28 protein-coding genes are annotated in these 21,460 nt (G+C 63.1%); 15 read left to right on the top strand and 13 right to left on the bottom strand.

Annotated elements, in window-relative coordinates:
* Window positions 1-10: 10 nt before the first annotated feature.
* On the top strand, window positions 11-607 hold the full coding sequence (gene rplI, locus IZV00_RS03985; RefSeq protein ID WP_196225882.1) for a 50S ribosomal protein L9: 597 nt from the start codon (window positions 11-13) through the stop codon (window positions 605-607).
* Between the two features lie 192 nt (window positions 608-799).
* Here the strand turns inward: rplI and IZV00_RS03980 are convergent, their stop codons facing one another.
* On the bottom strand, window positions 800-1,510 hold the full coding sequence (locus IZV00_RS03980; RefSeq protein WP_230463295.1) for a helix-turn-helix domain-containing protein: 711 nt from the start codon (window positions 1,508-1,510) through the stop codon (window positions 800-802).
* Between the two features lie 155 nt (window positions 1,511-1,665).
* Here IZV00_RS03980 and lgt point away from each other — a divergent pair, with 155 nt between their 5' ends.
* Together lgt and IZV00_RS03970 are read left to right on the top strand one after the other, a co-directional pair.
* Window positions 1,666-2,568 carry a prolipoprotein diacylglyceryl transferase gene (lgt, locus tag IZV00_RS03975; protein WP_196225880.1) on the top strand — a complete coding sequence of 301 codons (903 nt, stop codon included), beginning with the start codon at window positions 1,666-1,668 and terminating at the stop codon, window positions 2,566-2,568.
* The gene (locus IZV00_RS03970) at window positions 2,558-3,628 is read left to right on the top strand and encodes a class I SAM-dependent methyltransferase (protein WP_196225879.1); all 1,071 of its coding nucleotides are present in this window, start codon (window positions 2,558-2,560) and stop codon (window positions 3,626-3,628) included. The genes lgt and IZV00_RS03970 overlap by 11 nt, the downstream gene beginning before the upstream one ends.
* 54 nt (window positions 3,629-3,682) lie before the next feature.
* Here the strand turns inward: IZV00_RS03970 and gmk are convergent, their stop codons facing one another.
* Window positions 3,683-4,348, bottom strand: coding sequence for a guanylate kinase (gene gmk / locus IZV00_RS03965; protein WP_196225878.1), 666 nt, complete (start codon window positions 4,346-4,348; stop codon window positions 3,683-3,685).
* A 57-nt stretch (window positions 4,349-4,405) separates the two neighbouring features.
* Between gmk and IZV00_RS03960 the strand changes: the two genes are divergently transcribed.
* On the top strand, window positions 4,406-4,975 hold the full coding sequence (locus tag IZV00_RS03960) for a DUF2585 domain-containing protein (RefSeq protein WP_196225877.1): 570 nt from the start codon (window positions 4,406-4,408) through the stop codon (window positions 4,973-4,975).
* On the opposite strand, the gene IZV00_RS03955 is transcribed toward IZV00_RS03960, so the two are convergent.
* The 3 genes from IZV00_RS03955 to IZV00_RS03945 form a co-directional block, all read right to left on the bottom strand.
* Window positions 4,972-5,310, bottom strand: a complete 339-nt coding sequence (locus tag IZV00_RS03955) for a hypothetical protein (RefSeq protein WP_196225876.1) — start codon at window positions 5,308-5,310, stop codon at window positions 4,972-4,974. The genes IZV00_RS03960 and IZV00_RS03955 overlap by 4 nt on opposite strands.
* Before the next feature lie 40 nt (window positions 5,311-5,350).
* On the bottom strand, window positions 5,351-6,733 hold the full coding sequence (fumC, locus tag IZV00_RS03950; RefSeq protein WP_196225875.1) for a class II fumarate hydratase: 1,383 nt from the start codon (window positions 6,731-6,733) through the stop codon (window positions 5,351-5,353).
* A 66-nt stretch (window positions 6,734-6,799) separates the two neighbouring features.
* Window positions 6,800-7,276: an SspB family protein gene (locus IZV00_RS03945; RefSeq protein WP_196225874.1), complete on the bottom strand. Its 477-nt coding sequence runs from the start codon at window positions 7,274-7,276 to the stop codon at window positions 6,800-6,802.
* Window positions 7,277-7,374: 98 nt separating this feature from the next.
* Here IZV00_RS03945 and hisB point away from each other — a divergent pair, with 98 nt between their 5' ends.
* From hisB to IZV00_RS03915, 6 genes are all read left to right on the top strand, one after another.
* Window positions 7,375-7,962 (top strand): imidazoleglycerol-phosphate dehydratase HisB, encoded by a 588-nt coding sequence (gene hisB / locus IZV00_RS03940; RefSeq protein ID WP_196225873.1) that lies wholly within the window; start codon window positions 7,375-7,377, stop codon window positions 7,960-7,962.
* Window positions 7,959-8,576: an imidazole glycerol phosphate synthase subunit HisH gene (gene hisH / locus IZV00_RS03935; RefSeq protein ID WP_196225872.1), complete on the top strand. Its 618-nt coding sequence runs from the start codon at window positions 7,959-7,961 to the stop codon at window positions 8,574-8,576. The genes hisB and hisH overlap by 4 nt, the downstream gene beginning before the upstream one ends.
* 30 nt (window positions 8,577-8,606) lie before the next feature.
* On the top strand, window positions 8,607-9,344 hold the full coding sequence (hisA, locus tag IZV00_RS03930; RefSeq protein WP_196225871.1) for a 1-(5-phosphoribosyl)-5-[(5-phosphoribosylamino)methylideneamino]imidazole-4-carboxamide isomerase: 738 nt from the start codon (window positions 8,607-8,609) through the stop codon (window positions 9,342-9,344).
* Entirely contained in the window at window positions 9,341-10,105 is a 765-nt protein-coding gene (gene hisF, locus IZV00_RS03925) for an imidazole glycerol phosphate synthase subunit HisF (protein ID WP_196225870.1), read from the top strand. Before hisA ends, hisF begins: the two co-directional genes overlap by 4 nt.
* A 46-nt stretch (window positions 10,106-10,151) precedes the next feature.
* Entirely contained in the window at window positions 10,152-10,472 is a 321-nt protein-coding gene (locus IZV00_RS03920) for a phosphoribosyl-ATP diphosphatase (protein WP_196225869.1), read from the top strand.
* Between the two features lie 72 nt (window positions 10,473-10,544).
* Window positions 10,545-11,117: a hypothetical protein gene (locus IZV00_RS03915; protein WP_196225868.1), complete on the top strand. Its 573-nt coding sequence runs from the start codon at window positions 10,545-10,547 to the stop codon at window positions 11,115-11,117.
* Here the strand turns inward: IZV00_RS03915 and IZV00_RS03910 are convergent.
* Window positions 11,101-12,018: a histone deacetylase family protein gene (locus tag IZV00_RS03910; RefSeq protein ID WP_196226495.1), complete on the bottom strand. Its 918-nt coding sequence runs from the start codon at window positions 12,016-12,018 to the stop codon at window positions 11,101-11,103. The genes IZV00_RS03915 and IZV00_RS03910 overlap by 17 nt on opposite strands.
* 59 nt (window positions 12,019-12,077) lie before the next feature.
* On the opposite strand from IZV00_RS03910, the gene IZV00_RS03905 reads away from it, so the two are divergent.
* From IZV00_RS03905 to IZV00_RS03895, 3 genes are all read left to right on the top strand, one after another.
* A complete protein-coding gene (locus tag IZV00_RS03905; protein ID WP_196225867.1) occupies window positions 12,078-13,532 on the top strand; it encodes a L,D-transpeptidase family protein in 1,455 nt (484 codons plus the stop codon).
* A 6-nt stretch (window positions 13,533-13,538) separates the two neighbouring features.
* A complete protein-coding gene (locus tag IZV00_RS03900) occupies window positions 13,539-13,829 on the top strand; it encodes a hypothetical protein (RefSeq protein ID WP_196225866.1) in 291 nt (96 codons plus the stop codon).
* Window positions 13,830-13,919: 90 nt separating this feature from the next.
* A complete protein-coding gene (locus IZV00_RS03895) occupies window positions 13,920-14,600 on the top strand; it encodes a murein L,D-transpeptidase catalytic domain-containing protein (RefSeq protein ID WP_196225865.1) in 681 nt (226 codons plus the stop codon).
* Window positions 14,601-14,750: 150 nt separating this feature from the next.
* Here the strand turns inward: IZV00_RS03895 and IZV00_RS03890 are convergent, their stop codons facing one another.
* The 6 genes from IZV00_RS03890 to IZV00_RS03865 form a co-directional block, all read right to left on the bottom strand.
* Window positions 14,751-15,446 carry an ATP12 family chaperone protein gene (locus IZV00_RS03890; RefSeq protein WP_196225864.1) on the bottom strand — a complete coding sequence of 232 codons (696 nt, stop codon included), beginning with the start codon at window positions 15,444-15,446 and terminating at the stop codon, window positions 14,751-14,753.
* Entirely contained in the window at window positions 15,443-15,694 is a 252-nt protein-coding gene (locus IZV00_RS03885; protein WP_196225863.1) for a hypothetical protein, read from the bottom strand. Before IZV00_RS03885 ends, IZV00_RS03890 begins: the two co-directional genes overlap by 4 nt.
* Window positions 15,691-16,350 (bottom strand): HAD-IA family hydrolase, encoded by a 660-nt coding sequence (locus IZV00_RS03880; RefSeq protein ID WP_196225862.1) that lies wholly within the window; start codon window positions 16,348-16,350, stop codon window positions 15,691-15,693. Before IZV00_RS03880 ends, IZV00_RS03885 begins: the two co-directional genes overlap by 4 nt.
* Entirely contained in the window at window positions 16,347-17,678 is a 1,332-nt protein-coding gene (locus IZV00_RS03875) for an RluA family pseudouridine synthase (RefSeq protein WP_196225861.1), read from the bottom strand. The genes IZV00_RS03880 and IZV00_RS03875 overlap by 4 nt, the downstream gene beginning before the upstream one ends.
* Window positions 17,675-18,058, bottom strand: a complete 384-nt coding sequence (crcB, locus tag IZV00_RS03870) for a fluoride efflux transporter CrcB (protein WP_196225860.1) — start codon at window positions 18,056-18,058, stop codon at window positions 17,675-17,677. The genes IZV00_RS03875 and crcB overlap by 4 nt, the downstream gene beginning before the upstream one ends.
* A 61-nt stretch (window positions 18,059-18,119) precedes the next feature.
* Window positions 18,120-18,842, bottom strand: coding sequence for a hypothetical protein (locus IZV00_RS03865; protein ID WP_196225859.1), 723 nt, complete (start codon window positions 18,840-18,842; stop codon window positions 18,120-18,122).
* A gap of 152 nt (window positions 18,843-18,994) precedes the next feature.
* Here IZV00_RS03865 and IZV00_RS03860 point away from each other — a divergent pair, with 152 nt between their 5' ends.
* A complete protein-coding gene (locus IZV00_RS03860; RefSeq protein WP_196225858.1) occupies window positions 18,995-19,216 on the top strand; it encodes a hypothetical protein in 222 nt (73 codons plus the stop codon).
* The gene (gene rarD / locus IZV00_RS03855; RefSeq protein ID WP_196226494.1) at window positions 19,213-20,115 is read left to right on the top strand and encodes an EamA family transporter RarD; all 903 of its coding nucleotides are present in this window, start codon (window positions 19,213-19,215) and stop codon (window positions 20,113-20,115) included. Before IZV00_RS03860 ends, rarD begins: the two co-directional genes overlap by 4 nt.
* 10 nt (window positions 20,116-20,125) lie before the next feature.
* Here rarD and IZV00_RS03850 read toward each other — a convergent pair whose 3' ends face one another.
* The gene (locus IZV00_RS03850) at window positions 20,126-21,457 is read right to left on the bottom strand and encodes a dihydroorotase (RefSeq protein WP_196225857.1); all 1,332 of its coding nucleotides are present in this window, start codon (window positions 21,455-21,457) and stop codon (window positions 20,126-20,128) included.
* Window positions 21,458-21,460: the final 3 nt, after the last annotated feature.

Here is a 21,460-nt window from a genome sequence, read left to right as displayed (position 1 = left end):
AGTAAGACTCATGGAAATCATTCTCCTCGAACGGATCGAGAAGCTGGGCGCCATCGGTGACATCGTCACCGTGAAGGACGGTTACGCGCGTAACTTCCTGCTGCCCAACAAGAAGGCGCTGCGCTCCAACAACGCCAACAAGAAGGTCTTCGAAGCCAACCGCGCGAAGATCGAAGCCGACAACGCCGCCCGCCGCGGCGACGCTGAAAAGGCTGCCGAAGGCGTCAATGGCAAGCAGATCGTCCTGATCCGCCAGTCGTCGAACGCTGGGCACCTCTACGGCTCGGTCGCGGTTCGCGACGTCGTCGAGGCGCTGCAGGCCGATGGCATCACCAACGTCACCAAGGCGATGGTCGTGCTGGAACGTCCGATCAAGACGCTCGGCGTATTCGACGTCAAGGTCGCGCTGCACCCCGAAGTCGCCGTCACCATTCAGGTGAACGTTGCCCGCTCGCCGGAAGAAGCTGATCTGCAGGCGCAGGGCGTCGACGTGATGGCCGACCTGTTCGAAAAGGACGAGGCTGGCTTCACCGAAGAGTATGATCCGAACGCGGAACCCGGCGAAATCGCCGTGGAAGCGGAAGAAGCTCCGGCTGAAGAAGCCTGAGTTTTTCTCACCGGACCAAAAAGAAAGCCGCCCCTCACCGGGCGGCTTTTTTGTTAGGTAGTTGATTGCTGGATGTTGCGATCCTGCTGGCGCGTCACGCCTATTATTTACATAACTAAACCCGTTCGGGCAGGCTCAAGGCCAACGATCGCATGGGAGAAAATTCAACCCACGCGCCCGCCTGATAGCGCTTCAATAATCGATGCGGATCTGCACCTGCGAGACATCGACGCCTGCGTGTTTCGCGACTTCCCGCTTCGCTGAGTCGATGACATCATGAAGCTGCTGACCCAGACGGGCATTGCCCGCCCCTGCGGGACCATGCGACGGCGCGACCGCCTCACCCAAAAGCAATTGCTGCTCGGTCAGGCCGAATGCCTGGGCGAGGGCAATCAGGCTCCTTCGCCGGGGCATGGTTTTGCCCACTTCCCACGCCCACAGCGACGGCTTACTGAAACCCGTCAACTTGGACAACGCTTCCCGGCTAAGGCCGCGTTCGCGGCGCAACCGGCGCAGACGCGCAGGAAACATTTCAGGACCTTGCGCATCGGCGGCATGGTCGATCGGCCTGCCATTGCTGCGCACCGTGCTGCGAAGCCGGGTCGCACTGACAGCGGCTTGGGGGAGCGCCTCATCGAAACGGCATCCAAATAGCGGTTCATCCTGCCAAACGACGCGGGCGGAGACGGAACCCGCTTCGGGCAGGGACAAAAGCACGCCTTGGCCAAGTTGCAGTTTTGAGCTGGTTTCAATCAGCATCCCCGCCGTGGAGATATCGTGAACCACGACGTCGGCTGATCCCTCACCCAGTGCTTCGGCCACCTCAAGGCGAATGGGCCAACGAATATCGGCGCGCTTGTCGCCGGGTTCGGGGGATTGCTCCATGATCGGATCGATAGCCATGCTATGATACTCGCATTTAATGGGTTTAAAGCAAGTTAATGCCTGAAGCGGGGTTGGACCGATCCGGGCCATTCTTCCCTGCCCCGTTCTGTTCAATCGTCATTCCGTACCCGGATGAAAATAAGCCCCCTTTCCTCCTTACCCTATCCTGCTCTATGGCGAAGGCCATATTTCCGAAGGGGACCGACAACTTGATCCTAGACCTTGCCGCCGCGGCTTCGGGCGCCATTCGTTTCGATCAGCTGGGGCTGAGCCCGGTCGCGCTCGACCTCGGCTTCTTCACGCTCAAATGGTACAGCCTCGCCTATCTGGCAGGCATATTGATCGGCTACTGGTATCTGCTGAAACTCATCGCCCAGCCGGGTTCCCCCATGGCGCGGCGGCATGCCGACGACATGATATTCTATGCAACGCTCGGCATCATCATCGGCGGGCGGCTGGCCTATGTCTTCTTCTACCAGCCCGAAATCCTGCGCAATCCGCTCGACATCTTCAAACTGTGGAACGGCGGCATGTCCTTCCATGGCGGGGCGGCTGGCGTGTCGCTGGGCATCCTCTACATGGCGCGGAAGGAAAAGCTGTCATGGCTGCGCATCCATGATTTCGTCGCCTGCTGCGTACCCTTCGGGCTGTTTTTCGGCCGCCTCGCCAACTTCGTGAATGGCGAGCTGTGGGGCAAGGAGACGGACGTGCCGTGGGCGATGATCTTCCCGACCGGCGGCCCCTTCCCCCGCCATCCGAGCCAGCTTTACGAAGCCTTTTTCGAAGGCATCATACTCTTCCTCATCCTTGCCTTCGCCTTCTGGAAGACGCGCGCCCGCTACAAGCCGGGAATGCTCGTGGGGATTTTCCTGCTCGGTTACGGCATATTCCGTTTCGGCGTGGAATATTTCCGCGAAGCTGACGCGCAGCTGATGGAATTTGCAGCGCGCACCGGCCTTCACATGGGCCAGTGGCTGTGCGTGCCGATGATCCTCGGCGGACTGTACCTGATCGCAACCGCGAAGGGCCGCCGCGTTCGCGTGGAGCCAATCGCGGGGAGCGCGAGTGTCAGCTGAACCGCTGACCCTCGCCCAGCGGCTGGCACGGCAGATTGATGCCGGGGGGCCGATCTCGGTCGCGCATTATATGGCCGAGGCGAACCAGCATTATTACGGCACGCGCGATCCTCTGGGTGCGGCAGGCGATTTCACCACCGCGCCGGAGATCAGCCAGATGTTCGGCGAACTGGTCGGCCTGTGCCTGGCAGACCTGTGGATGCGATCCGGCAGCCGCCCCAACGCACTTTATGTTGAGCTTGGTCCGGGGCGCGGCACCCTGGCGTCCGATGCACTGCGCGCCATGGGCAGCGCGGGATTAACGCCCCAACCGCATTTCGTCGAAACCAGCCCAACACTGCGCGAGCGGCAACGCGCGCTCGTCCCGAACGCCTTCCACCATGACAGCGTCGGCGCCTTGCCGGACAATGCGCCGCTGCTCGTCGTTGCGAACGAGTTTTTCGACGCCCTGCCTGTCCGCCAGATCATCCGTTCGGGCGAAGAATGGCGCGAGCGTGTCGTCATCTGCCCTGATGACACCGACTCGAACCGTTTTGAGGCCGTGCCGGGCTATCGGCGGGTCGAATCGAGCATTCCCGCCATCGCGGCGGACGCTCCCGACGGGGCGATCATTGAAATACCGCTGGCTGGGACCGCTATCGCGCTGGAACTGGCGCAGCGGATCGCGCGGCAGGGCGGCGCCGCGATCATCATCGACTATGGCTATGAAGGTCCAGCGATCGGCGACACCTTGCAGGCCGTGCGCGAACACCAGTTTGCGGACCCTTTCCTGGAACCGGGCGAAAGCGATCTTACCACCCATGTCGATTTCACCATGATCGGCAATATGGCGCGGCAGGCGGGCCTGCGAGTGTTGGGGCCGGTGAACCAGGGTGAGTTGCTGCGAAAGCTAGGCATTGACGCGCGGGCGGATCAGCTCGCGCGCACATCCCCCGCACGGGCGGCAGAGGTGGAGGCTGCGCGGCTGCGGCTGACTGCCGATGACGCCATGGGGACGCTGTTCAAAGCGATGGCCTGGGTGCATCCGGATTGGGCGGAACCGGCGGGATTTGAGAGGTAAGATCCGTCGCTCGGCTTCGATCGAAACCGGCGAAGGCTGGAAAACCACTCTTCCTCAATCTTCCTGATGATAACGGCTCAACCGGCGGATGAAGCCGATAAGGCCTGTCTGGCGGCTGCGTTTCATGCGCTCTGCATGAAGGATCGTCTGGACCCGCCTGAAGCAATCCTCCGCATCGACATTGCAGAGAACATAATCATAGCCGTCCCAATGCGCGATTTCATTGGCGGCGCGGGACATGCGGCCTTCGATTACTTCCTCACTGTCGGTCGCACGGCCACGCAGGCGGCGTTCCAGCTCTTCCATCGAGGGAGGAAGGATGAACACGCGCACGACATCGCCCCCGGCGATCTGGTGCAGCTGCTGAGCGCCCTGCCAGTCAATGTCGAAAAGTACGTCGCGGCCGCTCTTCAACATCGCCTCGACAGGCGCGCGCGGCGTACCGTAGCGCTGACCAAAGACGTGCGCCCATTCGAGAAATTCATGCTCCGCCGTCATCCGGCGAAATTCCTCCAGATCGACGAAATGATAGTCCTTGCCGTCCACTTCGCCCGGACGCATCGGCCGCGTGGTAGCGGAAACGGACATGGCAAGGTCCGACTCAGCAGCCAGAAGCTTGCGCGCGATGGTGGATTTGCCCGCGCCAGAAGGCGAGGAAAGAACGAAGAGCACGCCACGCCGCTTGAAATCGGGCGCCTCAATAGGGATGCTGTCGGCCATGGCCGCTAGTGACGCCGTGGAACGCGTTTGGCAAGAGGCCGTGAAGGGGGACGATCGTTGAGACGAAAGGCACTACGCAACCGCCGGGGCTTCATTGCCGCCGGGATCATCCTACTGCTGACCTGCGCGCTGCTGTTCCTGATGGCGCGGCCACCCATCTGCACTTGCGGCCATGTCGAGCTATGGCATGGCGCACTGGACAGCGGCAACAGCCAGCATATCGCCGATTGGTACAGCCTCAGCCACGTAATCCACGGCTTCCTCTTCTACGCAGGGGCGTGGGCGTTGATGCGGCGGCAACCGATTGGTCCACGTTTTGCGCTGGCGGTGCTGGTCGAATCCGTGTGGGAGATATTGGAGAACTCGCCGATCATCATCGACCGCTACCGCGCGGCGACGATCGCTTTGGGCTATAGCGGCGACACCATCCTGAATTCGATGAGCGATATAGGCATGATGGCGCTCGGCTTCCTCTTCGCGGCCCGCGCGCCGGTCGCCGTGACGATATGCGCTGGCATCGCATTGGAAATCATCGCGCTAGTGGCGATCCGCGACAATCTGACGCTCAACGTGCTGATGCTGGCTTGGCCGATTGAAGCGATAAAAAGCTGGCAGTTGGCCCTTTAGGCCTTTTTCGTGCGGGCTTCGGTGATCGGCACCGGTTCGTTGCTAAGATCAGGCAGCGCCTTCACCGCACGTTTGCGATCGACTTCGCGCTTCGTCTCATAGGCTTTGCCCGCCAGATAAGCGCCGGTGACGAACAGCGCGCCCATCGGATAGCGCATGATCAACCGCTTGGCGCCCATGCCCGCGATAAGTCCGACCACGCCCTTCTTTCCGGTAGCCGCAGCGACGCGCGCAGCGACGACGGCCGCGCCCAGGCGTGCCGTCTTTCGCAGCAGCCCTGCCTTGCGCGGCGGGCGGACGGTGACAAGCGGCTGTTTGGACGTGATCTTCTTCATATGGCGATCAATGTATCGCAGGACGGGCGGTTCCGCCAGTTCACACCATATTTTCCGGCCGGACCAGCCGATCAAAACTTTCCTCATCGATCAGGCCAAGCGCAAGGCCCGCTTCCTTGAGCGTGAGCCCTTCTGCATGCGCATGCTTCGCGATCTTCGCGGCGTTGTCATAGCCGATCTCGGGCGCGAGGGCGGTGACCAGCATCAGCGACCTGTCGACCAGTTCGGCAATACGCTTCTCGTTCGCCTCCAGCCCCTCGACACAGCGTTCGGCAAAGCTGTCCATGCCCACGCTCAGCAGATGGATCGAACGCAGGACGGCAGCGCCGATCATCGGTTTGAAGACATTCAATTCCAGATGTCCCTGAAGGCCGCCGACCGTGATGGCCTGATGATTGCCGATCACTTGGCTCGCCACCATGGTCAGCATCTCGCACTGGGTCGGATTGACCTTGCCGGGCATGATCGAACTGCCCGGTTCATTGGCGGGAAGGTCGAGTTCGCCAAGCCCGGAACGCGGCCCGCTGCCAAGCAGGCGAATGTCGTTCGCGATCTTGGTGAGTGCGACGGCCAGCGTGGCGAGGGTCGAGGAGAGATGGACCAGCGGATCGTTGGAGGCAAGCGCTTCGAACTTGTTATCCGCCGTGCGAAACGGCAGGCCGGTGATCGCCGCAATCTCCCTTGCCATGGCGACGTCAAAGCCCTCGGGCGCGTTCAACCCCGTGCCCACGGCGGTTCCCCCCTGAGCCAGCGCCATCATCCCGTGCATGACGGCAGGCTCGATCCGATTGCGACAGCGGTACAGCTGATGCGCGTAGCCCGAAAATTCCTGCCCCAGCGTCAGCGGTGTCGCATCCTGAAGATGGGTCCGGCCGATCTTCACGATGCCATCCCAGGCCCGCGCTTTATCCTCCAGAGCCTTATGGAGCCGGTCGATCGCGGGGAAGAGTTGCTCCATCGCGGCGCGCGCGGCGGCGATGTGAAGCGCGGTGGGAAAGCTATCGTTGGACGACTGCCTCATATTTACATGATCGTTCGGATGAACGGGTGACTTGCCCCCCCGCTTGCCTGTCAGCGCTTCATTGGCGATGCCCGCGATCACCTCATTGACGTTCATGTTCGATTGAGTGCCGCTGCCCGTCTGCCAGATGACGAGCGGGAATTGGTCGTCATGATCCCCCGCGATCACTCGGGCGGAGGCCGCCTCTATCGCCTCGGCCAGTTCCGGCGCCAATCCTTCCGCGCGATTGACCCGCGCAGCAGCCTGTTTGACGATGGCGAGAGCGTGGATAATCCCGATCGGCATGCGCTCCATCGCGCCGAAGGGAAAATTTTCGATGCTGCGCTGGGTCTGCGCGCCCCAATAGGCGCTTGCGGGCACCTCTATGGCGCCGATGCTGTCGGTTTCCGTGCGGCTTTCCATGCAAAGGCTCCCGGAACATAAGGTCAGGTAGCCAATCTGGGAGGTCGGGCGGCTGTCCGCCAGCCCTTATTTCTTCTTGCCGAAATCCACCGTCACGACGTTGGAGCCGTCTTCGGTCGTGACCAGCGGCGCGTCATTCTCCGCTTCCTCATGCGGTTCGGGCAATCCGTCCGACTGCACCTGGAACTGGAGCGCGAAATTCACCGCAGGATCCACGAAGGCCGTGATGGCGGCAAAGGGTATGACAAGATGCGACGCAACCTGATTGAATGTCAGGCTGACTTCGAACCCGTCGCTGCTGACTTTCAGATCCCAGAATTTATTCTGAAGGACGATCGTCATCTCATCCGGGAACCGTTCCACCAATTGCTTGGGGATCACGACTCCGGGAGCCTGCGTTTTGAACGTGATGTAGAAATGATGCGAACCCGGCAGACCGCCGGAATGCTCGACCTCGCCCAGCACGCGGCCGACCACGGCACGCAGCGCCTCCTGCACGATTTCGTCGTAGGGAATCAGGCTGTCAGGCAAGTCGTCGCTCATCCCCCATTGTCCTAACGGCGCGGCGCGGCTGGTCAAGTGCGCCCCGCACATGCAACGCCACATTGCATGCCACCACCACTTCGGTATAGGGCGCAGCCATGCGCACGGCCGAAATTCACCGCAACACTGCGGAAACGCAGATCGACGTGACCGTCAATCTCGACGGAACGGGGATCTATACCGTCTCCACCGGCATCGGCTTCCTCGATCACATGATCGAGCAGCTGTCGCGCCACTCGCTGATCGACATGACGGTCAGCACGGTCGGCGACCTGCATGTCGATCAGCATCACACGACCGAGGATACGGCAATCGCCATCGGCGAGGCTGTGGCTAAGGCCTTGGGCGACAAGCGCGGCATCACCCGTTATGGCAGCGTCTATTCGCCGATGGACGAGACGCTTTCGCGCGTGTCACTCGACATTTCTGGCCGTCCCTGGCTGGTGTTCAACGCGCCCTTCACGGTCCAGCGCCTCGGCGAATGGGATACCGAGATGATCGAACACTGGTTCCACAGCTTCGCGCAGGCTGCCGGGATCACGCTGCACGTCGAAAATCTCTATGGCAGCAACAATCACCACATCGTCGAAAGCTGCTTCAAGGGCCTCGCCCGCGCGCTGCGGCAGGCGGTGGAGATCGACCCACGCAAGGCGGACGCCATCCCGTCCACCAAGGGGATGTTGTGACTGCGCTAGCCCTCATCGATTACGGCGCAGGCAACCTTCATTCGGTCCACAATGCCCTGCGCAAGGCGGGGGCGGAGGATGCCGTCATCACCGCTGATCCTGAGGTAGTGGCGAAGGCGGACCGCATCGTCCTGCCGGGCGTAGGCGCCTTTCGCGCGTGTATGGATGCGCTGTCCGCCATTCCGGGCATGATCGGCGCGATGAACGAGGCAGTGGGCCAGCGCGGCACGCCTTTCCTTGGCGTGTGCGTGGGTATGCAGTTGCTCGCAGACGCGGGCGAGGAGTTCGGACGGCATGAAGGTCTGGGCTGGATTCCCGGGACTGTTCGGCGGATCGAGCCGACCGATCCCGCGATCAAAGTGCCACATATGGGCTGGAACAAGGTCGTGCTGAACGGGACGCCGCCGCTGTTGGAAACCGGCGAGGCCTATTTCCTGCACAGCTATCATTTCGAAGCGGACAATCCCGCCCATGTCGCCGCCACCACCGATCATGGCGGCCCGCTGGTGGCCGCCGTCGCTCGCGACACGATCATCGGTTGCCAATTCCATCCGGAAAAGAGCCAGACCTATGGCCTTTCCTTCCTTTCCCGTTTCCTGAAGTGGCGTCCGTGACCCCGCTTCGTCGCCCGTTCGGATATTGATATGAGCCTGATCGTCTTTCCCGCAATCGACCTCAAAGGCGGACAGGTCGTCCGCCTGGCCGAAGGCGACATGAACCGCGCCACCGTCTATGGCGACGACCCCGCCGCGCAGGCGCTGATCTTCGCGGAGGCAGGGGCCGAGCATCTGCATGTCGTGGACCTCGACGGCAGCTTTGCTGGCCATGCGGTCAATGCCGAAGCGGTAGAGCGCATCGTCGAAGCCTTTCCCGGCCATGTCCAGCTAGGCGGCGGCATCCGCAATCGCGAGGCTGTGGAGCGCTGGTTCGACCTTGGCGTATCACGCATCGTCATCGGCACCGCTGCGCTCAAGGACCCGGCCTTCGTCAAGGCGGCCGCGCGCGACTTCCCCGGCGGCATCGTGGTTGCCGTCGATGCACGGGATGGTTTCGTCGCGACGGACGGCTGGGCGGAAAAGTCCGACATGCCCGTCGCGGACCTTGCTCGCCGGTTCGAGGATGCGGGCGTCGCCAGCCTGCTCTTCACGGACGTAGGCCGCGACGGCTTGCTCAAGGGCTGCAACATCGACGCGACCGTCGAGTTGGCGCGCGGCACGGACATACCCGTCATCGCCAGCGGAGGCGTGGCGGGAATCGCGGACATTCGCGTACTTAGCCTGCATGCAGACGAAGGCATCGAAGGCGTTATCACCGGCCGCGCGCTTTATGACGGACGGCTGGACCTGAAGGCAGCACTGGCGATCGCGAAGGCGGCGGCGTGACCGTCTGCACCCGCGTCATCCCTTGCCTGGACGTCGCCAATGGCCGCGTGGTCAAGGGCGTGAACTTTGTCGACCTGCGCGACGCGGGTGATCCGGTGGAACAGGCGCGGGTCTATGACGCGGCTGGCGCGGACGAGCTGTGCTTCCTAGACATCACCGCCACCCATGAGGCGCGCGGCACCATATTGGACGTGGTGCGCCGGACCGCCGAAGTCTGCTTCATGCCCGTCACCGTCGGCGGCGGCGTGCGCAGCCCGGAAGATGCGCGAGCCCTGCTGCTCGCGGGCGCAGACAAGGTGGCCGTAAACAGCGCCGCAGTGGCGCGCCCCGAAGTGGTGGCCGACATCGCCGACCGCTTCGGCAGTCAGTGCATCGTCGGATCGGTCGACGCCCGGCGCGTCGGCAACAACCGCTGGGAAATCTTCACCCATGGCGGTCGCAAGCCGACCGGCATCGACGCGGTCGAACATGCGGTAAGGCTGGCGCAACTCGGTGCGGGCGAACTGCTCGTCACTTCCATGGACGGGGACGGCACGAAACAGGGCTATGACCTCGCCCTCACCCGCACCATCGCCGATGCCGTGTCCGTTCCCGTTATCGCCAGCGGCGGTGTCGGCACGCTCCAGCATCTGGTCGAAGGCGTGATCGAAGGTCATGCCAGCGCGGTGCTGGCCGCCTCCATCTTCCACTTTGGCCAGCATACCGTAGCCGAAGCGCACCAGGCGCTTGCCGCTGCGGGCGTGCCCGTCCGTTCGCGATGAACAACTTTTCATTGACGCATCAGGCGGTGAAGGCTTGATGGACAGCATGCGCTCGACACTCTTCGATCTTGAAAAGACCATCCGGCAACGGCGGACAGCTGACCCGTCCCAATCCTATGTGGCGAAACTGACCGCACGAGGCCGGGGCAAGATCGCGCAGAAGGTCGGTGAAGAAGCCGTGGAGACGGTGATTGCCGCCATGGCATCCGATCGCGAAGGCGTGATCGGCGAAAGCGCGGATTTGCTGTTCCACCTGATGGTTCTGCTGGCGGACCTCGACATTCCGCTGGACGCCGTGTTCGACGAACTGGACCGCCGAGAAGGCGTATCCGGGATCGCGGAAAAGGCTGCCCGCCCGCGAGATTGATACATAGCCGGAAAGAAATCCTTCCATCGGCGTTTCCTGATCTGCCTCAAGGCAAACAGGGAGGACGACGGCATGGTAAGGACGATCGCGGGCGGCATATTGGGCGGCTTCGCTCTTTTCGTGATCCGCTTCCTCTTTTGGCAGACGCCGCTTAGCGCCCTCGCCTTTCACCGCACAGGTGAAGCCCCGGGGGCGAACCTTCAGGCAGCGCTCGCCCAATCTCTGACGCAGACCGGAACCGGCGTCTATATCGTCCCCGACCCGGCGACCGCGCAGGGCACGATCCTGTATGGCAAGGGACCGATTGCGACCATCTTCTACAACAATAGTGGCTTTCCGGTGACGGATAGTGCCGCGCTGATCGGCGGGCTCGTCCTGGCCCTGATCGCCGGGGTACTTATCGCCCTGGCGCTGAGATTCGCGGCGGCGGACTTCGGCAACCGGGCGCGCATTGCCCTGCTTTCCGCGCTCGCGGCCGTGCTGTGGTTGGACATAGGCCAAGCCGTCTTCAACCACGCGCATTGGGGATATAGTCTCTACCTCGCCTTCAGCGACTTCATCGCGCTGGCCGCTGCCGGACTAATCGCGGCTCGGCTGATCGTGACGGCTCCCGCCGCATCGGTTAACACTACGACGATGCACTAAGCCTCGTTTCCGCCTCTTCCGCCAGCCGGATCATGCAGGCGGCGTGACGCTCTGCCACCGCCATCCTGTCCTCACCATAGCCCCCACCCATGGTGCTGGCGAGCGGGATGCCCCGGCTACGGGCTTCCCGCATGACTGTGCGGTCCCGCTCTTGCAACCCCGCATCGCTCAGCGCCAATCGCCCCAGCCTGTCGTCAGCATGCGGATCGACACCGGCCTGGTACAGAATCAGGTCCGGGCCGAAGCTATCAAGCGTCTGGGGCAGCACCTCCATCAACGCCGCGAGATATTCGCCATCGCCCGCGCCGTCGGGAAGCGCCACGTCCAGCGACGATCGCATCTTGCGCACGGGGAAATTCTTCTCCGCATGGACGGACAGCGTGAAAACATCGTCCCGCCCCTCCATCAACTGCGCGGTGCCATCGCCCTGATGTACGTCGAGATCGAGAATCAACACCCGCCGCGCGTCCCCTTCCCCGATCAGGCGATTCGCCGCGATGGCCAGGTCATTGAACACGCAATAACCCGCCCCGCTGTCATAAAGCGCATGATGACTGCCGCCAGCCGCGTTGGCGGCATAGCCATGAACCATCGCCAGCTTTGCCGCGGCCCAGGTTCCACCGGGAGACAGCATCGACCGCCGCATCACCCGTTCATTCACCGCAAAACCGATCCGTCGTTCCTTTTCGGGCGGCACATTCAGACTGGCAACCTCTTCGACATAGGCGGCGGCGTGCACTGCTTCGATCCAGTCGCGGGGCATGATCGCGGGTTCATGGATGGTAAAGGCGGCGCCACTTACCCCAAGTGCTTCCATAACCAGCCCATATTTATCAAAACGAAAGCGGCTGCCGCCTGTGGCAGGGGAAACATAGGCAGGATGGTGAACGACGTGGAGCATCATCTTTTTTCCGCGATCATAAGTTTGAACGATGAGGGCTTTGCGCTATCTGGTCCAGCATGAACCGTCCCAATTTGATCCGTCTCAGCCTCAGTTCCCTCATGGGACTTGCCGCGACACCTGTGCTCGCGCAGCCGCCCGCTGTTGTGCCGACGCTGCCCGCGCCCGCTCCGCCGGTCATCGCGCCGCCCGCCGTGGTGACGCCGCCCCCGGTGCCGATCCCGGCTCCATCGGCCGCGCAGCAGGCTTGGCTCAACAACTGGCTGAAGGGCGGCGCTGAACAGGGCCTGATGGCGCGCAGCAAGGCGACCGGCGTTCTGAGTGGCGACGCGTTGGTCACCGCCGTTCTGGACAGGGCCAAGGCGCTCAGCACCGGCAGGGTCGATACCGCCGACTTCCTGGACATCTGGGCCTTGCGCCCGGCGGCCGTCGATCCGCGCCCCGGCCTTGCCCGCGCCATTGCCGAAGACCGCCTGCCGCAATGGGCGGCCACTCTCACGCCGCCCTATTCGGGTTATGAGGGACTGCGCCGGGGTCTTGCCACCTATGAGCAAATTCGTGACGCCGGGGGCTGGCCGGTTCTCGGCGCGAAATCCGCGCCCGACGCGGTGCGCAAACGCCTCGCCATCGAGGACAAGAGCGTTCAGCCCGACGAAAAGCTGTCCGACGCACTTCAGCGGGCGCAGCGCCGCTATGGGTTGAACCCCACCGGCCTGCTGGACGCCCGCACGCTGAAGGAACTCAACGTTCCAGTGGAGGAGCGCATCGCCGCCATCATGGCGAATATGGAACGCTGGCGCTGGATGCCGCGCCAGTTGCCGGTCAACCGCGTGCAGGTGAACATCGCCGCCGCCGTCCTCACGGTGTTCGAAGGCGACCAGCCCGTCACATCCATGCGAGCGGTCACCGGATCGCCGGACAATGCGACCCCGATGCTGACATCCAGCATCCATTCGATCGTCGTCAATCCGCCATGGAACGTCCCCTCCTCCATCGCAAAGAAGGAATTGTGGCCCAAGGGTCGCGCGGCTCTGCTGCGCCAGGGCTACAAGATCGTCGGCACGCCGGAGACGGGGGAGCGGATCGTTCAGCCAGCGGGTCCCGGCAGCGCGCTTGGGCGGTTGAAGTTCGACTTCAACAATCCCTTCGCCGTCTATCTGCACGACACGCCTGCCCGCGCGAAATTCTCAAGCTATGACCGGCTCGCCAGCCATGGCTGCATCCGGCTTGAAAAGCCCGTTCCGCTCGCGGAATTGATGCTGCAAAGCGACCCCAACCTCGCTGGCAAGGTGCAATCGCTGATCGACACCGGCAAGACGCAGCGCGTGCAATTGCCCAAGGAAGTCGCCGTTTACCTGCTTTACTGGACCGCCTTTGCCAGCAGCAACGGCACAATGAATTTCCGGTCTGACCCTTATGGCTGGGACAAGCTGCTCGCCCAGAAGATCGAGGCATCCAGCCGTCGGCTCGATCCCACTGCCGCCCCGGCGCCCACCATCGCATCGAAGGACTAAGACCCCATGCGCAAGATTGCCCTCGCCGCTCTCGTCGGCGCACTCGCCCTCTCCGCTTGCGGGAAAAAGGAAGAGCCAACGCCCGCGACCAACAACATGGTCGAACCTCCGGTTGAAAATGTGATCATCGAGGAACCGGAAGCTCCGCTGCCGCCAGCCAACAATGCTGCGCAAGCGCCGGAACCCGCGCCGCCGCCAAGCATTTCCGAGCAGCAGCAGATCCAGGACGATGCTGAAGCGACTGGCATGACCGCACGGCTGGACCAGTCGGCCGAGGGAAGCAATTCGACCAATTGAGCCGAAGGCTGGCCGCCTTCGGACGAATGGCGGCCGCCCATCTGTGCTCTGCCCTTTAAGCGGGCAAAGAGCTTTGCTATACTGCGATTCATGGATCGCCGTAGTTTTACGAAGGCCGCTTTAAGCGGACTCGCCTTTTCATTCCTAGCAGACAGCGCTGGACGCGCGGCCGTGACGGCCATGCCACAGCCTGCCGCGCCAGTGCCGCCCCCTGTCACCCCGCATCCGGTTACGCCTTTGGCGCAGCAACCCTATGCGCGGCTGCTGGACCGGGCAAAGGCAGCGCTGGACGAACATGCGCATATGTTCGAACTGCGCGACCGGATCGCGCTGGCCGATTTCAACGCCCCGTCGCGTGAGTTGCGCTTCCACATCGTCGATCTCGTCGGCGGTCATTCCAGTTCCTATCTGGTGGCTCACGGTCGCGGGTCCGATCCGGGACATTCCGGTTGGCTCCAGACTTTCTCCAACGAGCCCAATTCGCTCGCCAGTTCGGCTGGCGCCTACAAGACCGGACAAATTTACGAAGGACAGCATGGCCGCGCCATGCGGCTGGCAGGCCTCGATTCGCAGAACAACAATGCCGAGATGCGCGCCATCGTGATCCACGGCGCCGACTATGTGAGCGAAGACCATATCGCTTCATGGGGCAAGATTGGGCGCAGCGAAGGCTGCTTCGCCGTCGCCCGCCACATGTTGCCGCAACTGCTCGGGCTGCTTGGCCCGGGCCGCATGGTTTATGCGAACAAGCTCACGGCGATGGGGGCTTGAAGAGCCCCCCGCTCTATTCAATCAGCTTTTCCTAACCCCGTTCGCCCTGAGCCGGTCGAAGGGCTTTATTTCTTTTAAGAAAATGGAGGGCTTCGACAAGCTCAGCCCGAACGGGATTAAAAGGTGGTGCTGGTTAAATCCAACTCTGGTCTACCGCGCCACCAACTCGCAAAAGCGTCGGGCCATGGCGAACTCTTCCCGCCGTCTGGCTGATCGGGCGGCGGCTTCGGCATCCTCGCCCCACTGTTCGACTTCCCAGGCCTCATCTATTTCCGACGCGGTCCAGATCATATCCGCATCATGCCCGCCCTCGACGATCGCCAGGCCGCAGACCAGCGAACCCGAAAGGGCCACGAGCGTGGACAATCCCGCTAGCGTGAAAGGATCATAGGCTTTCACCGCCGCATCCAGCCGCTCCAAAGTCTCTGGCGGCTGATCGACCGGAATGATGCCTTGGGTCACGCGAAAGGTGACGTCATAACGCCGCCGCGCCCAGTCCAGCAGCGGGTCCCACGCCGCCGCCTCCCGCGACACCAGTTCCGCAGGCCCTTCGGCGCGGTAGCACAGCAGGTCGCTGGTCCCATAATTGGCAATGCCCGAAGCGAAGCTCTCGCGATTGGGCGCAATCTGGTCGATGGCCCCGTTGGCAAGGCCGGTGAACGGCATCGAGCGCGGATCGACCGTATCACCCTGCCCGCGCCACTCCTCGGCCACCGCCTCCGCCAACCCCACGGTCGGCAGGGCCAGCGCCGCGCGCGCGGGCGTTCGCACCGGACGCCCGTCCAGCTGTATCTCATGCCCAGCCTCGCCGGGAATCACCGCGACATCCTTATAGAAGCGCCTCATTGCGGAGGCCTCCGGAACAGGGCCAGCAGCAGACGCGGCACGATGATGAACTGGAACAGGCCGGCCAGCACGAATATCATGCCCATCGCCTTGGCCTTGCTGCCCTGCACCCAGCTAAAACGCTCCATCAGGATGAGGAAGCCGAACATCACAAGCAGGGCACCCGAAAGGCGGAACATGCCAAGCGCGAAGTGACGCTGGCGCGCGACCTTTTCAGGATCGACGGGAGGGGGAGGAAAATCGGTCATGCTGCGCGGATATGGTTCCTGAGTTCATCGCTGTCCATCGCCACGGCATGCGCGCCAGCCGCGATGAGATCGGCGGGCAGATGATAGCCCCAGCCGACCCCCAACGCCCTCGCTCCCGCGCTCAGCGCCATGTCGATGTCATAGCTGGTGTCGCCGATCATCACCGTCGTTTCCGGACTCGCGCCCGCTTCCGCCATGGCGGTCAGCAGCATGGACGGATGCGGCTTGGACGGATGCCGGTCCGCGGTCTGAAGCGTTACGAAATGCGCGTCGATGCCATGATGCGCCATGCAGAGGTTCAGCCCCCGATCCGACTTGCCCGTCGCCACGCCCAGCAGCCATCCGTCGGCATCCAGTTCCCGGATCAACGCGGCTATCCCCGGATACAGCGGCTCCGACACCGCATTATCGCGGCGCATCTGCTGGAAAGCGCGCTTGTAGCTTTCCGACAGATGGTCGTGGAAATCGGCCTCCGCTTCCGGCAGCAGCCGCGCGATCGCCAGCGGCAGTGACAGACCTACCACGGACAGGATGCTTGTGCGGTCGGGCGCTGTCAGCTTCTCGCCTTCAAAGGCCAGCGTCATCGCGGCACAGATGCTGTGCTGGCTATCGACCAGAGTGCCGTCGCAATCGAAAACGGCAAGGCGGTTGCTCATTTCTTGCGGGGACTCCCGCTACCGCCCGATCCGCGCGACCGCCGTTCCCCACGACGCTCCTTGCGCACTTGCTTGGCATGGGCGCGCGCCGCCTTCTTCTCATCCTCGCGGGTTGGTGCGCGGGCGATTTCCTCGTCCAGCGGCAGGTCGCCTGCGTTGATGTCGAAGCCCAGTGAGATCAAGCTCGCCGCGAAATGCTCGGGCAGGTCGGCACGCACATCGACCCGCCCACCATCGGGATGATCGACACGGATGCGGCGGGCGTGCAAATGCATCTTCCGACTGATCGAGCCAGACAGAAACGCTTCCTTGCCGCCATATTTGCCGTCGCCGACAATCGGATGCCCGATAGCCGCCATATGCACGCGCAACTGGTGCGTGCGGCCCGTATGCGGTTGCAGTTCGACCCAGGCGGCCCGGTTCCCCGCGCGTTCGATCACGCGGTAGCGCGAGCGGGCGGGCAGCCCCTCTTCCTCATCAACATGCATTTTCTCGCCGCCGGTGCCGGGCTGCTTGGCGATGGGCAGTTCGATCATGCCGTCATTGATTGAGGGCACGCCCATGACGATCGCCCAATAGACCTTGCGCGCGGTGCGGCTGGAAAAAGCCTTCGCGAAATAGGCCGCCGACCGAGCCGTGCGGGCAACCAGCAACGCGCCGGAGGTGTCCTTGTCCAACCGATGGACCAGCTTGGGCCGCTGATCCAGCTCATATTCCAAAGCATCGAGCAGGCCGTCGACATGCTCGTCGGTTTTGGTGCCGCCCTGCGTCGCCAGGCCCGGCGGCTTGTTGATGACGATCGCCTGCGCGTCGCGATGGATCACCATATTCTGTGCGAAACTGATCTGATCTTCGCTCAACTCCGGCCGGACGCGGCGCGGCTTGGTGGTCTCTACGGCTTTGGGTTCGGCAGGAGGGACGCGGATCAGCTGGCCCTCGGCCACGCGATCGCCGGGCGCAGCGCGCGCGCCATCGACCCGCAACTGGCCCGTGCGAGACCAGCGCGACACGCTGTTGAACCCGATGTCGGGCAAATGCCGTTGGAACCAGCGATCCAGCCGGATGCCGTCATCATCCGCCCCAACGCGGAACTGACGCACGTCCAGCGAAACGCCTTTCCCCGCAGCAGCAGCCTTGGGCGCAGCAACCTTGGGCGTTGCGGCCTTGGCCGGAGCAGGCTTGGCGGCCGTTTTCGCCAGTGACCTCGGCGCATCAGGCTTGCGCGCCCGCGCCGCCTTTGCGCCACCACGAGCGCGGCCGGGCGCGCCACCGCCGGGCTTGCCCCCACGCGAGGGACCGGAAGGCTTGCCGGGAGGACGCCCCTTCATGCCACGCTCCGCATCATGCCAAGGCCAAGGACCAGCGCGCCGACCGCCGCGATGACTGACAGGGCGGCATAGCTCATCGCCATGCCCAGCTGCCCGCGCTCGATCATCAGCACGGTTTCCAGGCTGAAGGAGGAGAAGGTAGTAAACCCGCCAAGCAGTCCCACCGCCAGCAACAGCCGCAGGGCCTCCCCCGATGCGCTGCCGAACCGCGCCAGCCAGCCCGCAAGCAGACCCATGGCAAAACCGCCCAGCACATTGGCGGCAAAGGTGCCCCAGGGCCACTGCACACCCGGCAGCATGTGACCGGCAAAGCGGCCCAGCTGGTAGCGTGCCAGCGCGCCAACCGCGCCGCCGCCCATGACAAGGAGGATATTGTTCATCCCGCCCGCCCTAGAGGCAAATCGCAGTAAAGAAAATGGCGGCGCGCGCCTTTCTGCGCGCTTACCGTCCCTTGTCGGCGATTATATCGACATTCGTCCGCCCGCCCGGCGCATCGGTGAAGACCAGCAGGAAGGCGGCGCCATCATCGGCGCGCGTGCCGCCAAGCACATGATCGCCGCCCATAACCGTGTGTTCAGCGTCAAACCCGGAACGCCGCGCCTGCGTATAATAGTAATCCATGACGTTCTGGCGGGGCACCGGCGTCACAAAAGTGGCCGCGCGCAGCGTGCAACCATTTTTGTCCGCGCCCGCCGCCTCCGTCAGTTTAGCGCCCGGATACACACCGAAGGGATCGGGCAGGCGGCTGGCCCACTGCATGCCATAGGCCAGCTGCTTGCGGCAGAAGACATTGCCGCCGGGCTTGTCCTGATCCTGCGCGGCGGCGGCCAGCGCAGCCGCCGGTTCCTTACCCTCACCTGCCGTTGGAGCAGGGGTCGCGAGCAGCTTGCCGCCCGCCAGCTTGACCGATTCGGCCAGTGCCTTGGCCGCGTCGCCCGTGAGCTTCGGCAAACCCGCAATGGCAGGGCGTCCGGATTGACCCATCAATTTGGGATCGACCGTGATCTTCCCACCCAATGCTTCCTGCAAGGCAGGGTCCACCGCATTGTTGGTCAGCTGGGCGTCGAGGGCGTTGAGATCAGCCTCCTTGCCCCCCTTCCCGCAACTCGCCAATGGCAGCGCGAGCAGCACGGCAAGGGTATAGACAGAACGGAAAGGCGGCATGGCTTAACTCCTTTGTAAACAAGAGGTGAATGTCAGGAGTTAATTTTTCGTTAGTGATTTTGGTAAATCGCTAATTTTTCCCATGCCATTAAGATAGGAATGGCATCCGCGCCCATCTTGCCTCCGGGCGGAACAAGGCCCATTTCATCGCGATGCTAAACGTCCTCTCGGTCCTGATCGGCCTTTTCGCCCTCCTGCTGATGATCCCGGCTTTCCTGCCGCTTCTGGGGATCGCCAATTGGCTGCTGGTGCCGATCGCACTGTTTGGCGCCGTGATCGGGATATTATCGACCCGTAACAGCGGCCGCAACCTGTGTCTCATCGTCGCGGCCATCGGCGCATTCCGCCTTTTCCTGGGCGGAGGCATTTTCTGAACCCGCATGATCAGCAGCTAAGGACTGGCCTGATCGCTGCGGTGGCGGCCTATGGCCTCTGGGGCCTGCTGCCCATCTTTTTCAAGCTGCTCCACGCCGTGACCCCGGTCGAGGTGGTGGCGCAGCGGGTCATATGGTCGCTCGTCCTGATCATCGGCGTACTCGCGGCACGGCGGAACCTGGGCGCGCTTGGGGCAGCATTGCGCGACAGGCGGATCGTCCTGCCCCTCGCCGCTTCCGCGCTGTTCATCGGCTTCAACTGGCTGGTCTATGTTTGGTCGGTCAATAACGGCCACGTCATCGCTGCCAGCCTTGGCTATTTCCTCAATCCACTGGTCAATGTGGCCCTTGGCGTTCTGGTGCTGAAGGAAAGACTGCGGCGTGGGCAGGCCATCGCCATCACGATCGCTGCGGTGGGTGTCGCCATCATGGCGGCGGCGGCCTTGACCACCCTGTGGATCAGCGTCGGTCTGGCGGTCAGCTTTGCCTTGTACGGCCTCGTCCGTAAATTGACCCCGGTTGCGCCGATGGTCGGGCTGGGCGCGGAAACGCTGCTGCTCGCGCCGCTCGCTCTTGCATATCTGCTATGGCTGTGGGGCCATGGTGGCATCAGCTTTGGGCAGGACAGCTATACCAGCAGCCTTCTGATCTTCTCGGGCGCCTTGACGACGGTGCCGCTGATCCTGTTCGCCATGGCTGCGCAGCGCCTGCCGCTTACGACGCTCGGCCTCATCCAATATCTCGCGCCCACGCTGCAATTCCTGTGCGGCGTACTGCTCTATGGCGAGAAACTGACGCAGGGCCAGATGATCAGCTTCGCGCTGATCTGGCTGGGCCTTATCCTGTTCGCAACCGACAGCCTCGCCGCCGCCCGCAAGAACAGGCTGGCGGCGGCGTAGGCCGGGGCGTTCAGGCGAACTCGGTCGCCTCGAAACGCACGGCTTCGCCCACCGCTTCATTGGCCAGCGTATCTTCCCACATGACCCGATTCCCGCGCACGATCGTCCCCACGGCCTTGCCGGTGAGGTCCATGCCTTCAAAGGGTGACCAATTGCAGCGTGAGGAGAGCCAATCGCTGCCCACCGTCCACCGCTTCTTGAGGTCCACCACTGTAAAGTCGGCATCATAGCCAAGCGCGATCCGCCCCTTGCCGACAAGCCCGAACACCCGCTGCGGCCCGGAAGAGGTCAGCTCGATAAACCGCCGCAGTGATAAACGCCCTTCCGCCACATGGTTGAGCAGCAACGGCACCAGCGTCTGGACGCCCGGCATGCCGCTGGGCGATCCGGGATAGGCTTTCGCTTTCTCCTCGATCGTATGCGGCGCATGGTCGCTGCCCAGCACATCGGGCACGCCCTGATTGAGCCAGTGCCACAGGCCGTCCCGGTGCGAGGCCGATCGGATCGGCGGGTTCATCTGCGCATAGGTGCCAAGCCGGGGATAGGCATCCTCCGCCGCCAGCGTCAGATGCTGCGGCGTCACTTCGCAAGTGGCGATATCCTTATGCCCGGCGATATATTCCAGCTCCGCAGGCGTCGTCACATGCAGGATATGGATGCGCCGACGCGCCTGACGGGCAAGACCAATGATCCGCTTCGTCGCGATCATTGCGCTTTCATCATCGCGCCACACAGGATGGGAGGAAGGATCGCCATCGACCCGCAAATCCTTGCGCGCATTCATCCGCGCCTCATCCTCGGCATGGATGGCGACGCGCCGCGTGCCGCTTGCCAATACACGCGACAGCGCCGCGTCATCATCCACCAGCAAACTGCCGGTCGATGCGCCCATGAAGATCTTCACCCCCGCTGTGCCGGGAATACGCTCCAGTTCCTTCAGCGCTTCGGCATTGTCCGCCGTCGCGCCGACATAAAAAGCATGGTCGCACCACATGCGATGGTGGGCGCGGGCCAGCTTGTCATGCACGCGTTCGGCGCTGTCCGTATTGGGGTTGGTGTTCGGCATCTCGAACACAGAAGTGATCCCGCCCAGCACGGCGGATCGGCTGCCTGATTCAAGGTCTTCCTTATGTTCAAGGCCCGGCTCGCGGAAATGCACCTGGCTGTCGATGCAGCCGGGCAGCACGTCCAGCCCCGTGCAGTCGATCACCTCGCCCGCATCGCCTAGCGAAGACCCGATCGCCACAACCTTGCCGCCGCGCACGCCGACATCGGTCTGCTCGGACCCCCCGGGCGTGTGGACAGTGCCGTTCTTCAGGATCAGGTCGAAATTCTGGGACATGAT

Source organism: Sphingobium sp. Cam5-1 (assembly GCF_015693305.1).
GTDB lineage: Bacteria > Pseudomonadota > Alphaproteobacteria > Sphingomonadales > Sphingomonadaceae > Sphingobium.
The sequence above is the reverse complement of the archived record's forward strand: the minus strand, read 5'-3'. Positions and strand labels throughout refer to the sequence as shown.

Bases quoted from the DNA above. Each gene is read 5' to 3' on its own strand.
- IZV00_RS03920 (WP_196225869.1), top strand. From the start codon at position 10,152: ATGCGCTCGACACTCTTCGATCTTGAAAAGACCATCCGGCAACGGCGG.
- IZV00_RS03910 (WP_196226495.1), bottom strand. From the start codon at position 12,018: ATGCTCCACGTCGTTCACCATCCTGCCTATGTTTCCCCTGCCACAGGC.
- IZV00_RS03895 (WP_196225865.1), top strand. From the start codon at position 13,920: ATGGATCGCCGTAGTTTTACGAAGGCCGCTTTAAGCGGACTCGCCTTT.
- IZV00_RS03955 (WP_196225876.1), bottom strand. From the start codon at position 5,310: ATGAAGAAGATCACGTCCAAACAGCCGCTTGTCACCGTCCGCCCGCCG.
- IZV00_RS03850 (WP_196225857.1), bottom strand. From the start codon at position 21,457: ATGTCCCAGAATTTCGACCTGATCCTGAAGAACGGCACTGTCCACACG.
- IZV00_RS03865 (WP_196225859.1), bottom strand. From the start codon at position 18,842: ATGCCGCCTTTCCGTTCTGTCTATACCCTTGCCGTGCTGCTCGCGCTG.
- hisA (WP_196225871.1), top strand. From the start codon at position 8,607: ATGAGCCTGATCGTCTTTCCCGCAATCGACCTCAAAGGCGGACAGGTC.
- IZV00_RS03860 (WP_196225858.1), top strand. From the start codon at position 18,995: ATGCTAAACGTCCTCTCGGTCCTGATCGGCCTTTTCGCCCTCCTGCTG.
- IZV00_RS03905 (WP_196225867.1), top strand. From the start codon at position 12,078: ATGAACCGTCCCAATTTGATCCGTCTCAGCCTCAGTTCCCTCATGGGA.
- crcB (WP_196225860.1), bottom strand. From the start codon at position 18,058: ATGAACAATATCCTCCTTGTCATGGGCGGCGGCGCGGTTGGCGCGCTG.
- IZV00_RS03880 (WP_196225862.1), bottom strand. From the start codon at position 16,350: ATGAGCAACCGCCTTGCCGTTTTCGATTGCGACGGCACTCTGGTCGAT.
- IZV00_RS03900 (WP_196225866.1), top strand. From the start codon at position 13,539: ATGCGCAAGATTGCCCTCGCCGCTCTCGTCGGCGCACTCGCCCTCTCC.
- gmk (WP_196225878.1), bottom strand. From the start codon at position 4,348: ATGGCCGACAGCATCCCTATTGAGGCGCCCGATTTCAAGCGGCGTGGC.
- IZV00_RS03915 (WP_196225868.1), top strand. From the start codon at position 10,545: ATGGTAAGGACGATCGCGGGCGGCATATTGGGCGGCTTCGCTCTTTTC.
- lgt (WP_196225880.1), top strand. From the start codon at position 1,666: ATGGCGAAGGCCATATTTCCGAAGGGGACCGACAACTTGATCCTAGAC.
- IZV00_RS03890 (WP_196225864.1), bottom strand. From the start codon at position 15,446: ATGAGGCGCTTCTATAAGGATGTCGCGGTGATTCCCGGCGAGGCTGGG.
- IZV00_RS03885 (WP_196225863.1), bottom strand. From the start codon at position 15,694: ATGACCGATTTTCCTCCCCCTCCCGTCGATCCTGAAAAGGTCGCGCGC.
- fumC (WP_196225875.1), bottom strand. From the start codon at position 6,733: ATGGAAAGCCGCACGGAAACCGACAGCATCGGCGCCATAGAGGTGCCC.
- hisB (WP_196225873.1), top strand. From the start codon at position 7,375: ATGCGCACGGCCGAAATTCACCGCAACACTGCGGAAACGCAGATCGAC.
- IZV00_RS03875 (WP_196225861.1), bottom strand. From the start codon at position 17,678: ATGAAGGGGCGTCCTCCCGGCAAGCCTTCCGGTCCCTCGCGTGGGGGC.
- IZV00_RS03945 (WP_196225874.1), bottom strand. From the start codon at position 7,276: ATGAGCGACGACTTGCCTGACAGCCTGATTCCCTACGACGAAATCGTG.
- rplI (WP_196225882.1), top strand. From the start codon at position 11: ATGGAAATCATTCTCCTCGAACGGATCGAGAAGCTGGGCGCCATCGGT.
- IZV00_RS03980 (WP_230463295.1), bottom strand. From the start codon at position 1,510: ATGGCTATCGATCCGATCATGGAGCAATCCCCCGAACCCGGCGACAAG.